General features: G+C 67.7%; 13 protein-coding genes and 2 tRNA genes. 11 read left to right on the forward strand and 4 right to left on the reverse strand.

Annotated features, from left to right (window positions below):
• Positions 1 to 18: 18 nt before the first annotated feature.
• Positions 19 to 2,577 carry an aminopeptidase N gene (gene pepN, locus AC5Y31_RS04140; protein WP_065025698.1) on the reverse strand — a complete coding sequence of 853 codons (2,559 nt, stop codon included), beginning with the start codon at positions 2,575 to 2,577 and terminating at the stop codon, positions 19 to 21.
• Between the two features lie 100 nt (positions 2,578 to 2,677).
• On the opposite strand from pepN, the gene AC5Y31_RS04145 reads away from it, so the two are divergent.
• The 4 genes from AC5Y31_RS04145 (at position 2,678) to AC5Y31_RS04160 (ending at position 4,957) form a co-directional block, all read left to right on the forward strand.
• The gene (locus AC5Y31_RS04145; RefSeq protein ID WP_065025697.1) at positions 2,678 to 2,935 is read left to right on the forward strand and encodes a hypothetical protein; all 258 of its coding nucleotides are present in this window, start codon (positions 2,678 to 2,680) and stop codon (positions 2,933 to 2,935) included.
• A 62-nt stretch (positions 2,936 to 2,997) separates the two neighbouring features.
• Complete coding sequence (locus tag AC5Y31_RS04150; RefSeq protein ID WP_065025696.1) at positions 2,998 to 3,609, forward strand: mycothiol-dependent nitroreductase Rv2466c family protein; 612 nt, start codon at positions 2,998 to 3,000, stop codon at positions 3,607 to 3,609.
• Between the two features lie 46 nt (positions 3,610 to 3,655).
• Positions 3,656 to 4,135 (forward strand): ribose-5-phosphate isomerase, encoded by a 480-nt coding sequence (locus tag AC5Y31_RS04155; protein WP_065025721.1) that lies wholly within the window; start codon positions 3,656 to 3,658, stop codon positions 4,133 to 4,135.
• A gap of 18 nt (positions 4,136 to 4,153) precedes the next feature.
• On the forward strand, positions 4,154 to 4,957 hold the full coding sequence (locus tag AC5Y31_RS04160) for an Fpg/Nei family DNA glycosylase (RefSeq protein ID WP_065025695.1): 804 nt from the start codon (positions 4,154 to 4,156) through the stop codon (positions 4,955 to 4,957).
• Between the two features lie 18 nt (positions 4,958 to 4,975).
• Here the strand turns inward: AC5Y31_RS04160 and AC5Y31_RS04165 are convergent, their stop codons facing one another.
• Together AC5Y31_RS04165 and AC5Y31_RS04170 are read right to left on the reverse strand one after the other, a co-directional pair.
• On the reverse strand, positions 4,976 to 6,199 hold the full coding sequence (locus tag AC5Y31_RS04165; RefSeq protein ID WP_499978273.1) for a serine hydrolase domain-containing protein: 1,224 nt from the start codon (positions 6,197 to 6,199) through the stop codon (positions 4,976 to 4,978).
• A gap of 36 nt (positions 6,200 to 6,235) precedes the next feature.
• Positions 6,236 to 6,306, reverse strand: a tRNA-Gly gene (locus AC5Y31_RS04170).
• Between the two features lie 123 nt (positions 6,307 to 6,429).
• Here AC5Y31_RS04170 and AC5Y31_RS04175 point away from each other — a divergent pair.
• The 4 genes from AC5Y31_RS04175 to clpP2 all read left to right on the forward strand — a co-directional run bounded on the left by AC5Y31_RS04175 (position 6,430) and on the right by clpP2 (position 9,292).
• A tRNA-Pro gene (locus tag AC5Y31_RS04175) sits at positions 6,430 to 6,506 on the forward strand.
• Positions 6,507 to 6,561: 55 nt separating this feature from the next.
• Positions 6,562 to 7,986: a trigger factor gene (gene tig, locus AC5Y31_RS04180; protein WP_499978276.1), complete on the forward strand. Its 1,425-nt coding sequence runs from the start codon at positions 6,562 to 6,564 to the stop codon at positions 7,984 to 7,986.
• A gap of 95 nt (positions 7,987 to 8,081) precedes the next feature.
• The gene (locus tag AC5Y31_RS04185; protein WP_046315102.1) at positions 8,082 to 8,660 is read left to right on the forward strand and encodes an ATP-dependent Clp protease proteolytic subunit; all 579 of its coding nucleotides are present in this window, start codon (positions 8,082 to 8,084) and stop codon (positions 8,658 to 8,660) included.
• Complete coding sequence (gene clpP2 / locus AC5Y31_RS04190; protein ID WP_064854936.1) at positions 8,657 to 9,292, forward strand: ATP-dependent CLP protease proteolytic subunit ClpP2; 636 nt, start codon at positions 8,657 to 8,659, stop codon at positions 9,290 to 9,292. Before AC5Y31_RS04185 ends, clpP2 begins: the two co-directional genes overlap by 4 nt.
• 56 nt (positions 9,293 to 9,348) lie before the next feature.
• Here clpP2 and mmuM read toward each other — a convergent pair whose 3' ends face one another.
• Entirely contained in the window at positions 9,349 to 10,233 is an 885-nt protein-coding gene (gene mmuM, locus AC5Y31_RS04195) for a homocysteine S-methyltransferase (protein WP_499978280.1), read from the reverse strand.
• Between the two features lie 256 nt (positions 10,234 to 10,489).
• Between mmuM and clpX the strand changes: the two genes are divergently transcribed.
• The 3 genes from clpX to AC5Y31_RS04210 all read left to right on the forward strand — a co-directional run bounded on the left by clpX (position 10,490) and on the right by AC5Y31_RS04210 (position 15,084).
• Positions 10,490 to 11,773 (forward strand): ATP-dependent Clp protease ATP-binding subunit ClpX, encoded by a 1,284-nt coding sequence (gene clpX / locus AC5Y31_RS04200; protein WP_065025692.1) that lies wholly within the window; start codon positions 10,490 to 10,492, stop codon positions 11,771 to 11,773.
• A 288-nt stretch (positions 11,774 to 12,061) separates the two neighbouring features.
• Entirely contained in the window at positions 12,062 to 14,002 is a 1,941-nt protein-coding gene (locus AC5Y31_RS04205; protein WP_499978956.1) for a 2-oxoacid:acceptor oxidoreductase subunit alpha, read from the forward strand.
• The gene (locus AC5Y31_RS04210) at positions 13,999 to 15,084 is read left to right on the forward strand and encodes a 2-oxoacid:ferredoxin oxidoreductase subunit beta (RefSeq protein WP_499978285.1); all 1,086 of its coding nucleotides are present in this window, start codon (positions 13,999 to 14,001) and stop codon (positions 15,082 to 15,084) included. The genes AC5Y31_RS04205 and AC5Y31_RS04210 overlap by 4 nt, the downstream gene beginning before the upstream one ends.
• Positions 15,085 to 15,095 lie beyond the last annotated feature (11 nt).

Here is a 15,095-nt window from a genome sequence, read left to right on the forward strand (position 1 = left end):
CGTTCAAGCGGCGTCTGTTCAGGCGCGATCAAACGTGCGTGCCCGCAGCGACCGCTCCACCCCGGCCCGTCCCTCCAGGACCAATCGCCGCAGCGCCGAGGGCACCGTGGGATCGGCCAGGAACGTGTCGGCGGCGTCCAACCCGGCCTGGCTGACGTCCCATCCCGGGTACAGGCCGATCACCACCGTCTGCGCCACCTCGCTGGAGCGCCGTTCCCAGACACCGGAGATCGCGGCGAAGTACTTCTCGGTGAACGGCGCCAACAGTTCGCCCTGCCCAGGCTGGACAATCCCGGCGATGATTGCCCGGCCGGTGATATTGGCCAGCGTGTCGTCCTCGATCACCTGCTGCCACGCCGCCTGTTTGACTGCTGCTTGCGGTCGCGCCGCCGCGGCCTGGGCGCCCTGGCGCTGGCCGGCCGCGGTGGGGTCGCGTCGAATCTCGGCGTCGATCGCCTCGGCGTCGAGCACGCCGCTGCGGGCCAGGGCCACCATGATCCGCCAGCGCAGATCGGTGTCGACCGCCAGGCCGGCCAACCCCTGATCTGCCGGGTCGGCGTCGAGCAGCGCGGCCAGTACCGCGGTGTGCCGCTCGGACAGCACCGACGTGCACAGCGCGTTGACGTAGGCCAGCTGGTGATCGGAGCCGCCGTCGGCCGCGCGGGCCAATTCCAGCAGCCGGTCGGCGAACGCCGGCCAACCGTGCTGCGCGGCCCAGCCGGGGTCGGCGTAGAACCCCAGCGCGGTCTGCGCCTGCAGCAGCAGCCGCGAGGCGACCCCGACCTCGGTTTCGGCGTGAATACCGCCTTGCACCAGTGCCAGGAAATCCCGGGCGCGCAGCTCGGCCTCGCGGGTCATCTCCCAGGCCGCCGACCACACCAGCGTGCGCGGCAACGGCTCGGCGATATCGGCGATGCGTTCCAGGGCGGTCGCCAGCGACTCCTCATCCAGCCGCAGCGCGCAGTAGGTCAGGTCGTCGTCGTTGACCAGGATCAGCTTGCCGCGCGAAACCCCTTCCAGCCCAGGCACGGCCGTCGCCGGACCCTCGATGTCGAGTTCTTCGCGGTGGGTGCGCACCAGGCGTCCGGTGCCGTCGTCGTCGTAGATACCGATGGCCAGCCGGTGCACCCGGGTCTCGCCTTCGCCCGGGGCGGCGCCGTCCTGGGTGACGGCGAACCGGCTGAACTTCCCGGCGTCGTCGAGATCGAAGTTGGCGCGCAGGGTGTTCAGGCCGGTGGTCTTGAGCCACTGCCGGCCCCAGTCGGACAGGTCGCGCCCGGATGCCTTCTCCAGTGCGGCCAACAGGTCGTCGAAGGTCGCGTTGCCGAAGGCGTGTGCGGCGAAGTAGTCGCGCAATCCGGCCAGGAAGTGTTCCAGCCCGACGTAGGCCACCAGTTGCTTGAGCACGGATGCGCCCTTGGCGTAGGTGATCCCGTCGAAATTGACTTCGACGGCGGCCAGATCGGGGATGTCGGCGGCGATCGGATGCGTCGACGGCAGCTGGTCCTGGCGGTAGGCCCACGACTTCTCCGCGTTGGCGAATGTGGTCCAGGCGCTGGTGTATTCGGTCGCCTCGCTCTGACATAGCACGGAGGCGAAGGTCGCGAAGGACTCGTTGAGCCACAGGTCATCCCACCAGCGCATGGTGACCAGGTCGCCGAACCACATGTGCGCCATCTCGTGCAGGACGGTCTCGGCGCGTCGCTCGTAGGACGCCCGGGTCACCTTGCTGCGAAAGACGTAGTCCTCCAGGAAGGTTACGGCCCCGGCGTTCTCCATCGCCCCGGCGTTGAACTCCGGGACGAACAACTGGTCGTACTTGCCGAACGCATACGGCGTGCCGAAGTTGCGGTGGTAGAAGCCGAATCCCTGCTTGGTCTCGGTGAACAGGCGCTCGGCGTCCATGTGCGGTGCCAGCGAGGCCCGGCAGAACAGGCCCAGCGGGATCTCGCCGTGCTCGTCGCGGTAGACGTCGTCCCATTTGGCGTACGGTCCGGCGATCAGCGCCACCAGGTAGGTGCTCATCTTCGGGGTGGTCGCGAACGTGTGCACACCCGCCTCGATTGCGGCCGTGGCGCCGTTGGAGACCACCTGCCAGTGCTCCGGTGCGGTGACGGTGATGTCGAAGGTGGCCTTGAGGTCCGGCTGATCGAAACAGGCGAACATCCGCTTGGCGTCGGCGGTCTCGAATTGGGAGTACAGGTACACCTCGTCGTCGACCGGGTCGACGAAGCGGTGCAGACCCTCGCCGGTGTTCGAGTAGTAGCAGTCGGCGTCGATCTCGACGACGTTGTGGGTGTCCAGGCCGGGCAGGGTGATGCCGGTCGACTCGTCGTAGGCCGAGACGTCGAGCGCGCGGCCATTGAGGGTGGCGCTGCGGACGGTCGCGGCGGCGAGGTCGATGACCGTCTCGGCGCCGGGCAAGGCGTCGAAGGCGACGGTGGTGGTGGAGCGGAAGGTGCGCTCGCCCGGCCGGCCGTTGCCGTCGGTCAAATCGAGCGTGATCCGGTAGTTGCCGACAGTGACCGCGGCGGCGCGTTCGGCGGCCTGGTCGCGGGTGAGGTTGGGAAGTGCCACGCCCGCCAACAGTAGCCGCTGGGCGCCACTCGACGCCCCATAGCTGCCGTTCGCGGTAGAGTTCCGAACGTAGGGGAATCTCGGCGAAGGACGGTCTGCGGTGAGCGCACAGGATGAAGAGCCGCGCCAGGAATCAGGCGAGGGGAAGGCCGCCAGAACCGAAAAACCCGAGCCCACCCAGGAGCAAATCGAGGAAGCCACTAAGCAGCTGGACGCCCAGGATGATGATCGGCCGACCGTCGTCATGCCGGGAACCGGCGGGACGGTCAGCGGAACCGCGGTCAGCGATTGGCTCGATGACGAAGGCAACCCCAAATACGATGACCGCTCGGCTGAGAACTCCGGCAGCGGAGAGTAGAACGCCGAACACGGTGGCCATGGTGGTGTCCGACGACGAGCACCGGCTCGAGAGGAAGGTCGATGTCTGAACGGTCTCAAGCCGAGTTCTGGTTCGACCCGCTGTGCCCCTGGGCCTGGATCACCTCGCGGTGGATCCTGGAGGTCGAGAAGGTTCGCGATATCGATGTGACCTTCCACGTGATGAGTCTGGCCGTCCTCAACGAGGGCCGCGACGACCTCTCCGAGGAGTACCGCGAGGGCTTGACGAAGGCGATGGGCCCGGTGCGGGTGGCGATCGCCGCCGAGCAGCAGCGTGGCAACGAGGTCCTGCGCCCGCTGTACACCGCGATGGGAACCCGAATCCACAACCAGAACAACAAGGACTTCCCCGACGTCATCACCGGTGCGCTGGCCGAGGTGGGCCTGCCGGCCGAACTGGCCGATGCCGCCACCACCGACAGCTACGACGAGGCGCTACGCAAGAGCCACCACGCCGGGATGGACGCCGTCGGCAAGGACGTCGGGACCCCGACCATCCACGTCAACGGGGTGGCGTTCTTCGGACCGGTGCTCTCCCGCATCCCGCGTGGCGAGCAGGCCGGTGAGCTGTGGGACGCGTCGGTGACGTTCGCATCCTACCCGCATTTCTGGGAGCTCAAGCGCTCCCGCGCTGAGGGGCCCGAATTCGACTGATACCGGCGTGAGCTGGGAGTCGACCGGGTCTGAGACAATGGCCGCCATGCGCGTCTACCTCGGCTGCGACCACGCCGGTTACGAACTCAAAGAGCAGATCCTCGAGCACCTGAAGCAGGCCGGGCACGAACCGGTCGACTGCGGGGCCTACAGCTACGACGCCGAGGACGACTACCCGGCGTTCTGCATCGCCGCGGCGTCGCGCACGGTGGCGGACCCGGACAGCCTGGGCATCGTGATCGGCGGATCCGGCAACGGGGAACAGATCGCCGCCAACAAGGTGCCCGGGGCACGGTGTGCGCTGGCGTGGAGCACCGAAACCGCGCAGTTGGCGCGGGAGCACAACAACGCCCAGCTGATCGGCATCGGCGGCCGGATGCACTCCACCGCTGAAGCGCTCGCGATCGTCGACGCGTTCCTGAGCACGCCGTGGTCGCAAGCCGAACGCCACCAGCGCCGCATCGACATCCTGGCGGCCTACGAGCGCACGCACGAGGCGCCGCCGGTGCCCGGCGCCCCGGTCTGACCCAAGCGACCGTCCGGCATGCCCGAGGGGCACATCCTGCACCGGCTGGCCCGGTTGCATCAGCGCCGCTTTGCCGGCGCCCCGGTCGCGGTGTCGAGTCCGCAGGGCCGGTTCGAATCCGGCGCCGCAGCCGTCAGCGGCCGGCGGCTGACCCGCGCCGAGGCGTGGGGCAAGCACCTGTTTCACCATTACGCCGGCGGCCCGATCGTGCGCGTCCACTTGGGCATCTACGGCCACTTCACCGAATTCCACCTCGCCGACGGCGTGCCGGCACCGGTCGGCCAGGTCCGGATGCGCATGATCGGTGCCGAGTACGGCACCGACCTGCGCGGCCCGGCCGCCTGTGAGGTGATCGACGAGGCGCAGGTCGCCGACGTGATCGCGCGACTCGGGCCCGACCCGCTGCGCAGCGACGCCGACCCGGCGCTGGCCTTCAAGCGAATTACCAAGTCCCGCAAGGCGGTAGCTGCGCTTCTGATGGATCAATCGGTGTTGGCCGGCGTCGGCAACGTCTACCGCAGCGAAGTGCTGTTCCGGCATCAGATCGACCCGTACCGGCCCGGCACCGAGATCGGCGAAGCGGAATTCGCCGCGATCTGGGCGGATCTGGTGGCGTTGATGAAGGTCGGGCTGCGCCGCGGCAACATCGTCGTGGTCCGGCCGGAACACGATCACGGCGCACCGGCCTATGCCACCGGCAAGCCGCGCACCTACGTCTACCGCCGCGCCGGCGATCCGTGCCGGCTGTGCGCGACCACGGTGCGCACCGCGGAACTGGAGGGCCGCAACGTGTTCTGGTGCCCGTCCTGCCAGGCGGGCTAGCGGGCCGGCGCCAAACCGTCAGTCGTCGTAGACGGTTTCGCGCCGGGGCCGGATCGGCACGCCGAGCGCCCGGTAGATCTCGTTGGACAGCACCACGCTGCGTGGGTCGGCGTTGGCCTGGGTGTGGTCGAACCGGTTCATCACGTAGCCGTAGCCGATCCGGTGCTCCAGATCGACGAATGCGAACGAGCCGCCCAGGCCGCCGTGACCGAAGATCCGGCGGTTGGGTCCGTTGACCCCCTGGGCGTTGAGCATGTAGCCCAGGCCCCAGCCGTGCTCGGCGACCCGCGGCCCGAGCACCAGGTCGGTTTCGGTGCCGCCCTGCAACACCCGAAGCCGGTCCATCGCGGGACGGCTGAGCAGCTTCTCCTGCACCAGCGCGTTGTAGAACGTGGCCATGCCCAGCGCCGAGACCTGGGCGTTGGTGCCGGGAAACTCCAGCTGCCGCCACAGCGTCAGGTCGTTGGTGGCGATCTCGTCGTCGGGAGCGAACCCCATCGCCACCGCCAGCCCCGCCTTGGAATGCTGCTCCAGCGAGGTCGGACGTTTCGGTGCACCGGCCGAGGCCAGCATCTCCCGGATCGTCGGCTTGCCCACCGGATCGGCGCAACGGTAGGGCTGCTGGTCGGCCGGCACACCGATGTGCACCTCGGCGCCGAGCGGACCGGCGACCTCACTGTGCAGATACTGGCCCACCGTCATACCGGTCACTCGTTTGACGACCTCGCCGATGATGAAGCCGTAGGTAGTCATGTGGTAGCCCTGGGCGGTGCCCGGCCGCCACCACGGCTCGGCGGCGGCCAGCCGTTCACAGACCAGGTCCCAGTCGGTGACGTCGCGCCAGTGCATCGGTTCGCGCGGCCCGATCGCCCCGGAGCGATGGGCCAGCACCATGGCCAGCGAGATGTCCTGCTTACCGGCCTGGCCGAATGCCGGCCAGTAGTGCGCCACCGGAACGCGCAGATCCAGTTCGCCGGATTCGGCGAGTCGGTGCACGCAGGTACTGGTCAGTCCCTTGGTGCCCGACAGCACGGTGCTCAGCGTGTCTTTTTGCCAGGGGTGTAAGCCCTCGACGTCGGTCGACCCGGCCCACAGATTGACGACGAGCTCGCCATCCACGTACGCCGCGACCGCGGCCCCGAGCTCCTCGCGCAGGGTGAAATTACGCTCGAACTCATACCGCACCCGTTCGAAGCGCGGCGAGCACGACCCGTGAATCTGGACGTGCCGTGTGCCGCCCATAGGCGTGCCTTCCTGCCAGGGAAAATCCCCGTATCGAGCGGGCGACGGGAATCGAACCCGCGTAGCTAGTTTGGAAGACTAGGGCTCTACCATTGAGCTACGCCCGCAATATCCAGGGCAGACTGTACCGGCGTGGTCGACTCCAAATCCAATTGGCACCCCGGTGCGGCCGTGCGGTGCGGGCGGCTGTGTTGCCGTGGGCGCCGGGCCGTAGGATCGCCTGGTCAGTGCGGGGTGTAGCGCAGCTTGGTAGCGCATCCGCTTTGGGAGCGGAAGGCCGCAGGTTCAAATCCTGTCACCCCGACCAGCAGCGCGCGCCGCACCGGCACGACTGACCGTCAACGATATCGAGGAGTACGCCCGTGAAGAGCACCGTCGAGCAGCTGACCCCTACCCGGGTTCGCATCAACGTGGAGGTGCCGTTCACCGAGCTGCAGCCGGACTTCGACCGGACCTACAAGCAGCTGGCCCAGCAGGTGCGGATGCCGGGCTTCCGGCCGGGCAAGGCGCCGGCCAAGCTCATCGAGGCCCGCTTCGGCCGCGCCGCGGTGCTGCAGCAGGTGGTCAACGAGGCGCTGCCCAGTCGCTACAGCGAGGCGGTGACCAGTTCGGACCTCAAGCCCCTCGGTCAGCCCGACATCGAGGTCACCAAGCTCGACGACGGTGACCAGATCACCTTCACCGCCGAGGTCGACGTGCGCCCGGAGATCGCGCTGCCCGACCTCGAGCAGCTCAAGATCAGCGTGGACCCGATCGAGGTCGGCGACGACGAGGTCGACGCCGAGCTGGAGTCGCTGCGTGCCCGGTTCGGCACGCTGACCGGCGTCGACCGGCCGGCCGCCGACGGCGACTTCGTCTCGATCGACCTGGACGCCACCATCGACGGGGAAGCCGTTGAGGGGGCCAGCACCGAGGGGCTGTCGCACCAGGTGGGATCGGGTCAGCTCATCGAGGGACTCGACGACGCCATCGTGGGGCTCTCGGCTGGGGAGAGCAAGGCCTTCACCACCACCCTGGCCGCCGGCCCGCAGGCCGGCAAGGACGCCGAGGTGACCGTGACGGTCCAGTCGGTCAAGGAACGCGAGTTGCCCGAGGCCGATGACGAGTTCGCGCAATTGGCCAGCGAATTCGACACCATCGCCGAGCTGCGGGAGAGCCTCAGCGAGCAGGTCGCCCGGACCAAGCGCATCCAGCAGGCCGAGAAGGTGCGGGAGGCGACGCTGGAGACGCTGGTCGAGCAGGTGGAGATGCCGCTGCCCGAGGCCGTGGTCCAGGCGCACGTCGACAATGCACTGCACAACGCCCTGCACGGTCTCGACCACGACGAGAACAAGTTCGCCGAGGCGCTGGCCGACAAGGGGTCCTCGCGGGCCGAGTTCGACGCCGAGACCCGCACCGAGGCCGAGAAGTCGGTCAAGACGCAGCTGTTGCTCGACGCGCTCGGGGACAAGCTGGAGATCCAGGTGGGCCAGAACGACCTCACCCAGCACCTGGTGCTGATGGCGCGTCAGTACGGTATCGCCCCCCAGCAGCTGATGCAGTTCCTGCAGCAGAACAACCAGCTGCCCGCGGTCTTCGCCGACGTGCGCCGGGGCATGGCGCTGGCAGCGGCGGTGCGCGCCGCCTCGGTCACCGACACCGACGGCAATGAGATCGACACCGCCGAGTTCTTCGGTACCGGCAAGGCCCCTGACGCAGACGCCGGGGACGACGTGGCGGTCGGAACTGAGGAGACGGACGTGGCCGCAGACGAGGCGGCCGAAGCCGAGGCGGCATCCGACGAGTGACGCTGTAAGCGAACGAAGCCGGTTCGGACCGCCCCCAGCGCCGCCGGTTCGTTAGGGTCGGTGCATATGAATCTCGAGAAAGCAGGTATCCCACTGTGAGCCAGCCCGGTCTGAATCTCGTCGACTCCGTATACGAGCGCCTACTGCGAGAACGCATCATCTTCCTGGGGTCGCAGGTGGACGACGACATCGCCAACCGGCTGTGCGCCCAGATCCTGCTGTTGGCCGCCGAGGACCCCACCAAGGACATCTCGCTGTACATCAACTCCCCGGGTGGCTCCATCAGCGCCGGGATGGCGATCTACGACACCATGGTGCTGGCGCCGTGTGACGTCGCCACCTACGCGATGGGCATGGCCGCCTCGATGGGCGAGTTCCTGCTCGCGGCGGGCACCAAGGGCAAGCGTTACGCGCTGCCGCACGCCCGGATCCTGATGCACCAGCCGCTGGGCGGGGTGACCGGCAGCGCCGCCGACATCGCGATCCAGGCCGAGCAGTTCGCGGTCATCAAGAAGGAGATGTTCCGGCTCAACGCCGAATTCACCGGGCAGCCGATCGAGCGCATCGAGGCCGACTCCGACCGCGACCGCTGGTTCACCGCTCAAGAAGCGCTGGAATACGGCTTCGTCGACCACATCATCACCCGCGCCCACACCAACGGAGCCGCATCATGAACCCTGAAATCCAGCCGCAGGCGCGCTACATCCTGCCGTCGTTCGTCGAGCACTCCAGCTGGGGCGTCAAGGAGTCCAACCCGTACAACAAGCTGTTCGAGGAGCGGATCATCTTCCTCGGCGTGCAGGTCGACGACGCATCCGCCAACGACATCATGGCCCAGCTGCTGGTGCTGGAGTCCCTGGACCCGGACCGCGACATCACCATGTACATCAACTCCCCGGGCGGCTCCTTCACGTCGCTGATGGCGATCTACGACACCATGCAGTACGTGCGGGCCGACATCCAGACCGTGTGTCTGGGGCAGGCCGCCTCGGCTGCCGCGGTGCTGCTGGCCGCGGGCACGCCGGGCAAGCGGATGGCGCTGCCGAACGCCCGGGTGCTCATCCACCAGCCGTCGCTGTCCGGGGTGATCCAGGGTCAGTTCTCCGACCTGGAGATCCAGGCCGCCGAGATCGAGCGGATGCGCACCCTGATGGAGTCCACCCTGGCCCGCCACACCGGCAAGGATCCCGAGCAGGTCCGCAAGGACACCGACCGGGACAAGATCCTCACCGCCGACGAGGCCAAGGAGTACGGGATCATCGACACCGTGCTGGAGTACCGCAAGCTCTCGGCGCAGACCGCCTGAGCCTTTTCTCGCGAGCAGACGTGAAAGCCCCCTCGTAGCACCGCTACAGGGGGCTTTCACGTCTTCTCGCGCAACAAGGCTGCCATCGCCGCGATGTCGGCCGGGCGCACTCGGCAACAGCCACCGACGATGCGGGCACCGGCGGCCACCCACCGCGGTACCAACTCGGGGGAGAAGCGCGCCGGCCCCACCCAGCCCCCGGCGCCCCAGCGTTCCCCGCTGTTGGGGTAGGCGATCACTGGCTTGCCGGTGACCCGGCGGGCGATCTCGATGGCCGGCAGTACATCCTCGGGTGCACAGCAGTTCACCCCGACCGCGACGATCTGTGGCACCCCGGCCGCGACCGCGAAGGCGTCGGTCAGCGGGTGTCCCGCACGAGTCGCCGTGCCGTCGATGGTGTAGCTGAGCCAGGCCGGTACCTGCGCTTCGCGCACCAGGCCCACCAGGGCCTCGGCCTCGTCGATGTCGGGCACGGTTTCCAGCGCGAGCACGTCAGCCCCGGCGCCGGCCAGGACCTCCAGCCGGGGGCGGTGCCACGCCGCCAGCTCGGCAACCGAAAGACCATACCGGCCAACGTATTCCGAGCCATCAGCACGGGCGGCGCCGTACGGCCCGATCGAGGCCGCCACCCAGTGCCCACGCGCGCCGCCGCCGGCCGCGCGGGCGAGTTCCACACTGCGGTGTAGCAGCGCCACCGCGTCAGGCTGGTCGACCCCGCGGGCGGCGAGACCTTCGAAGCTCGCCTGATAGCTGGCGGTGGTCGCGATCTGCGCGCCCGCGGCGAAAAACGCGGCGTGTACGGCCGCAACCTCTTCGGGGCCGTCGAGTAGTAGTCGGGCCGACCACAGCGGATCCGCCAGGTCGGCACCGCGGGCTTCCAGCTCGGTAGCCAGCCCCCCATCGGCGACGAGCACGGTATCGTCGGGCACGGCGAACCCCACGTTCGCCACTGTAGGGCTCCTGGGCGCCGGCCGTCTCACGGCTGGATAACGCCGACGACACGCGCCAGCGCGTCAGACGCCGGGATCGCGGTACGGGCGATATCTTCTTGGAGCAGACGTACAGGCCCACAAACGAAATACCAACGACGCGATTCGACCTTATCGGTCGCCTCGCACCGGAATGAGCGGGTAGCGTCGGGGCAGACACCGATACCCCGACGACGGACGGCGAACAGGAAGTAGGTCGTAACGCACTATGGCGCGCATCGGAGACGGCGGTGACTTGCTGAAATGTTCGTTCTGCGGAAAGAGTCAGAAGCAGGTCAAGAAGCTCATCGCGGGTCCGGGCGTCTACATCTGCGATGAATGCATCGACCTGTGCAACGAGATCATCGAAGAGGAGCTGGCCGACGCCGACGACGTCAAGCTCGACGAGCTGCCCAAGCCCGCTGAGATCCGGGACTTCCTGGAGGGCTACGTCATCGGTCAGGACACGGCCAAGCGCACACTGGCGGTGGCCGTCTACAACCACTACAAGCGCATTCAGGCCGGCGAGAAGAGCCGCGATTCGCGCTCGGGTGAGCCGGTAGAGCTGACCAAGTCCAACATCTTGATGCTGGGTCCCACCGGCTGCGGCAAGACCTATCTGGCCCAGACCCTGGCCAAGATGCTCAACGTGCCGTTCGCGATCGCCGACGCCACCGCGCTCACCGAAGCGGGCTACGTGGGTGAGGACGTGGAGAACATTCTGCTCAAGCTGATTCAGGCCGCCGACTATGACGTCAAGCGCGCCGAGACCGGGATCGTCTACATCGACGAGGTCGACAAGATCGCCCGGAAGAGCGAGAACCCGTCGATCACCCGCGACGTCTCCGGCGAGGGCGTACAACAGGCGCTGCTGAAGATCCTGGAGGGCACCCAGGCGTCGGTTCCGCCGCAGGGTGGGCGCAAGCACCCGCACCAGGAGTTCATCCAGATCGACACCACCAACGTGTTGTTCATCGTCGCCGGGGCATTCGCCGGCCTGGAGAAGATCGTCTCCGACCGGGTTGGCAAGCGCGGCTTGGGTTTTGGTGCCGAGGTTCGCTCCAAGGCAGAGGTCGACACCGTCGACCACTTCTCCGAGGTGATGCCCGAAGACCTGATCAAGTTCGGATTGATTCCGGAGTTCATCGGCCGGCTGCCGGTGGTGGCCTCGGTGACCAACCTGGACATGGAGTCGTTGGTCAAGATCCTCTCGGAGCCGAAGAACGCTCTGGTGAAGCAGTACACCCGGCTGTTCGAGATGGACGGGGTGGAGCTGGAGTTCAGCCAGGACGCGCTGGAGGCGATCGCCGATCAGGCCATCCACCGCGGCACCGGGGCGCGCGGCCTGCGGGCGATCATGGAAGAAGTGTTGCTGCCGGTGATGTATGACATCCCCAGCCGCAATGACGTCGCCAAGGTCGTGGTGACCAAGGAAACGGTGCAGGACAACGTGTTGCCCACCATCGTGCCGCGCAAGGCGTCGCGCTCCGAGCGTCGCGACAAGAGCGCCTGATCGCCGGCGGCGCCGCCCGCGCCGCCGAGGGTTACCCGCGGGTAGCAAAAACTTCTTAAAGTTGAGCTGCCGCCAAACGTGACCAAAACCACATTTCGGTCCCGAGATGACCGTGAACCCGGCCATGACGTCGGCGTTTAACGATAAGCCGGTAGGGTTTCGACACGGTGTGGCGTCGAATCGTCTCTAAGAACGGTGCAATAATCGGTACCGCCAGTGACAGAAAAAAATGTGGGTGCGCCAGTCGCGCTGTGCGGGCCCGGGGAGACAGTGATGGAAGGCGGGGCCGTGGGTCCGAGCGGTAACGGAGCCGGGTCGGCGCCCGGGCGCCAAAAACTCGAGAAAGTCGTCATCCGTTTCGCCGGGGACTCCGGTGACGGTATGCAGCTCACCGGCGATCGCTTCACCTCCGAGGCGGCGCTGTTCGGCAATGACCTGGCCACCCAGCCCAACTACCCGGCCGAGATCCGCGCACCTCAGGGCACCCTGCCGGGGGTATCGTCGTTCCAGATCCAGATCGCCGACTTCGACATCCTGACCGCCGGCGACCGCCCCGACGTACTGGTGGCGATGAACCCCGCGGCCTTGAAGGCCAACATCGGCGACCTGCCCCGCGGCGGGATGGTGATCGTCAACTCCGACGAGTTCACCAAGCGCAACCTGGCCAAGATCGGTTACGAGAACAACCCGCTGGACACCGAGGAACTCTCCGACTACGTCGTGGTCCCGGTCGCGATGACCTCGCTGACGCTGGGCGCGGTCGAGGTGATCGGCGCGACCAAGAAGGACGGCGCGCGCGCCAAGAACATGTTCGCCCTGGGACTGCTGTCCTGGATGTACGGCCGGGAGCTGGAGAGCAGCGAGCGTTTCATCCGGGAGAAGTTCGCCAAGAAGCCCGACGTCGCCGAGGCAAACGTGCTGGCGCTCAAGGCGGGCTGGAACTACGGCGAGACCACCGAGGCGTTCGGCACCACCTACGAGATCTCACCGGCCAAGCTGCCGGCGGGCGAATACCGCCAGATCTCGGGCAACACCGCACTGGCCTACGGCGTCATCACCGCCGGCCAGTTGGCCGACACCCAGGTGGTGCTCGGGACCTACCCGATCACCCCGGCCTCGGACATCCTTCACGAGCTGTCCAAGTACAAGAACTTCAACGTGCTGACCTTCCAGGCCGAGGACGAGATCGCCGGGATCGGTGCGGCGATCGGCGCCTCCTACGGTGGCGCGCTGGGCGTCACCAGCACCTCCGGCCCGGGCTTGGCGCTCAAGGCCGAAGCGCTGGGCTTGGCCGTGATGACCGAGCTGCCGCTGCTGTTGATCAATGTTCAGCGCGGCGGCCCGTCGACCGGCCTGCCGACCAAGACCGAGCAGGCGGACCTGCTGCAGGCGTTGTACGGCCGCAACGGTGAATCGCCGGTCGCGGTGGTGGCGCCGTGCACGCCGTCGGACTGCTTCGACGCTGCCATCGAGGCCGTCCGGATCGCGCTGGCCTACCGCACGCCGGTGGTGCTGCTGTCCGACGGGGCAATCGCCAACGGGTCCGAGCCGTGGCGCATTCCCGACGTCGCCTCGATGGAGCCCATCGAGCGCAACCTGGCCAAGGCCGGCGAACCCTTCCAGCCCTACGCCCGTGACCCCGAGACCCTGGCCCGGCAGTTCGCCATTCCCGGCACGCCCGGCCTCGAGCACCGGATCGGTGGGCTGGAGAAGGCCAACGGCTCCGGGGAGATCTCCTACGAGCCGGCCAACCACGACCTGATGGTGCGGTTGCGTCAAGCCAAGATCGACGGCATCAAGATCCCCGACCTGGTCGTCGACGACCCGACCGGTGACGCCGAGCTGCTGCTGCTGGGCTGGGGCAGTTCCTACGGCCCGATCGCCGAGGCGTGCCGGCGGGTCCGGCGCGGCGGCGTCAAGGTCGCGCAGGCGCACCTGCGCTACCTCAACCCGCTGCCGGCCAACCTGGGCGAGGTGCTGCGGCGCTACCCGAAGGTGGTGCTGCCGGAGATGAACCTGGGCCAGCTGGCGCTGCTGCTGCGCGGCCGCTACCTGGTCGACATCCAGTCGGTGACCAAGGTGGCCGGAAAGGCGTTCCTCGCCGACGAGGTGGAGGGGATCATCGACGACGCGCTGGCCGGGACGCTGGCCGCGCGGGAGAACGAGAAGGCGTCGCTGGCCAAGGCCACGGCGGTCACCATTGCGGGTACAGCAGGAGCGAAGTCATGACCGCAGAACCGACGACCGAATCCCTGATCGGCACCGAGCTGGGGCTGACCGCCCTGAGCGGGGTGCCCACCACCGACGAGCCGCAGAAGTCCAAGGACTTCACCTCCGACCAGGAAGTGCGCTGGTGCCCGGGGTGTGGCGACTACGCCATCCTCAACTCGATGCGCAACTTCCTGCCCGAGCTGGGGCTGCGCCGGGAGAACGTGGTGTTCGTCAGCGGGATCGGCTGCTCGAGCCGGTTCCCGTACTACATGAACACCTACGGGGTGCACTCGATCCACGGCCGCGGTCCGACGTTCGCCACGGGGTTGGCGACCGCCCGCGAAGACCTGAAGGTGTTCCTGATCACCGGTGACGGCGACGCGCTGTCGATCGGCGGCAACCACCTGATCCACACCTTGCGCCGTAACGTCAACATCACCATCCTGTTGTTCAACAACCGGATCTACGGCCTGACCAAGGGCCAGTACTCGCCGACGTCGGAAACCGGCAAGATCACCAAGTCGACGCCGTTCGGGTCGTTGGACAACCCGTTCAACCCGGTCTCGCTGGCGATCGGCGCCGAGGCGACGTTCGTCGGGCGCGCCCTGGACTCCGACCGCAAGGGCCTCACCGAGGTGCTGCGCGGGGCGATGGAGCACCGCGGGTCGGCGTTAGTGGAGATCCTGCAGGACTGCCCGGTGTTCAACGACGGCTCCTTCGACCTGTTGCGCAAGGAGGGTGCGGAGAACCGCCTCATCAACGTTCGCCAGGGCGAGCGGATCATCTTCGGCGCCGAGGGCGAGTACTGCGTGATCAAGAACGGCTACGGGCTGGAGGTCGCCAAGACCGCCAACGTGTCGGCCGACCAGATCGTCGTGCACGACGCCACCCTGGCCGACTCGTCCTACGCGTTCGCGCTGTCGCGGCTGTCCGAGCAGGACCTGTCGCACTTCCCGATGGGCATCTTCCGCAAGGTCACCAAGCCCACCTACGACGACCTGGCTCGCGCGCAGGTCGCCGAGGCGCGGCAGGCAAGCGCCCACGACTCCGCCGCACTCCAGGCGCTGCTGCGTGGCCGCGACACCTGGACCGTGGACTAAGGCGAGCCTGA

This window comes from Mycobacterium sp. NGS18, assembly GCF_059813185.1.

Bases quoted from the DNA above. Each gene is read 5' to 3' on its own strand.
- AC5Y31_RS04150 (WP_065025696.1), top strand. From the start codon at position 2,998: ATGTCTGAACGGTCTCAAGCCGAGTTCTGGTTCGACCCGCTGTGCCCC.
- AC5Y31_RS04155 (WP_065025721.1), top strand. From the start codon at position 3,656: ATGCGCGTCTACCTCGGCTGCGACCACGCCGGTTACGAACTCAAAGAG.
- AC5Y31_RS04160 (WP_065025695.1), top strand. From the start codon at position 4,154: ATGCCCGAGGGGCACATCCTGCACCGGCTGGCCCGGTTGCATCAGCGC.
- AC5Y31_RS04165 (WP_499978273.1), bottom strand. From the start codon at position 6,199: ATGGGCGGCACACGGCACGTCCAGATTCACGGGTCGTGCTCGCCGCGC.
- clpP2 (WP_064854936.1), top strand. From the start codon at position 8,657: ATGAACCCTGAAATCCAGCCGCAGGCGCGCTACATCCTGCCGTCGTTC.
- clpX (WP_065025692.1), top strand. From the start codon at position 10,490: ATGGCGCGCATCGGAGACGGCGGTGACTTGCTGAAATGTTCGTTCTGC.
- AC5Y31_RS04210 (WP_499978285.1), top strand. From the start codon at position 13,999: ATGACCGCAGAACCGACGACCGAATCCCTGATCGGCACCGAGCTGGGG.